This window comes from Devosia naphthalenivorans (assembly GCF_003056355.1).
GTDB lineage: Bacteria > Pseudomonadota > Alphaproteobacteria > Rhizobiales > Devosiaceae > Devosia > Devosia naphthalenivorans.
This window is the reverse complement of record NZ_PYVW01000051.1, coordinates 1-337: the sequence shown is the minus strand read 5'-3', so window position 1 is coordinate 337 and position 337 is coordinate 1. Positions and strand designations below refer to the sequence as shown.

General features: G+C 59.3%; 1 protein-coding gene. It reads left to right on the top strand.

What is annotated here, in order from left to right:
• Positions 1 to 337, top strand: a 337-nt coding sequence (locus tag C8264_RS21965) for a cation efflux transmembrane domain-containing protein (RefSeq protein ID WP_162783850.1), incomplete at both ends; no start/stop codon positions are given.

Below are 337 nucleotides of genomic sequence, written 5' to 3'. Positions count from 1 at the left end.
GTGCTGATCGTCGGTGCCATCGCGCTCGTGGAAGACCTGGCAGCCGCATGGGTTCTGCGCAAGGATCTTGGCAGCCTCAACGTCCGAAGCACCTTTCTTCACATGATTGCCGACGCGCTCGGCACCGTGGCAGTTATCGCCAGCGGCATTGCCATCATGGTTTGGGGACCATCTGCTTCCTGGGTAGACCCTGCTGTGACGGCCCTAATCGCCATCTACGTTCTGATCCATGGCGGAAGCGAAATTCGCGAATCCATTTCCGTGCTTATGGACAGCGCCCCGAAAGGGTTCGACCACGATGGTTTGTTGGCCCACCTTCGATCGGCCGAGGGGGTAG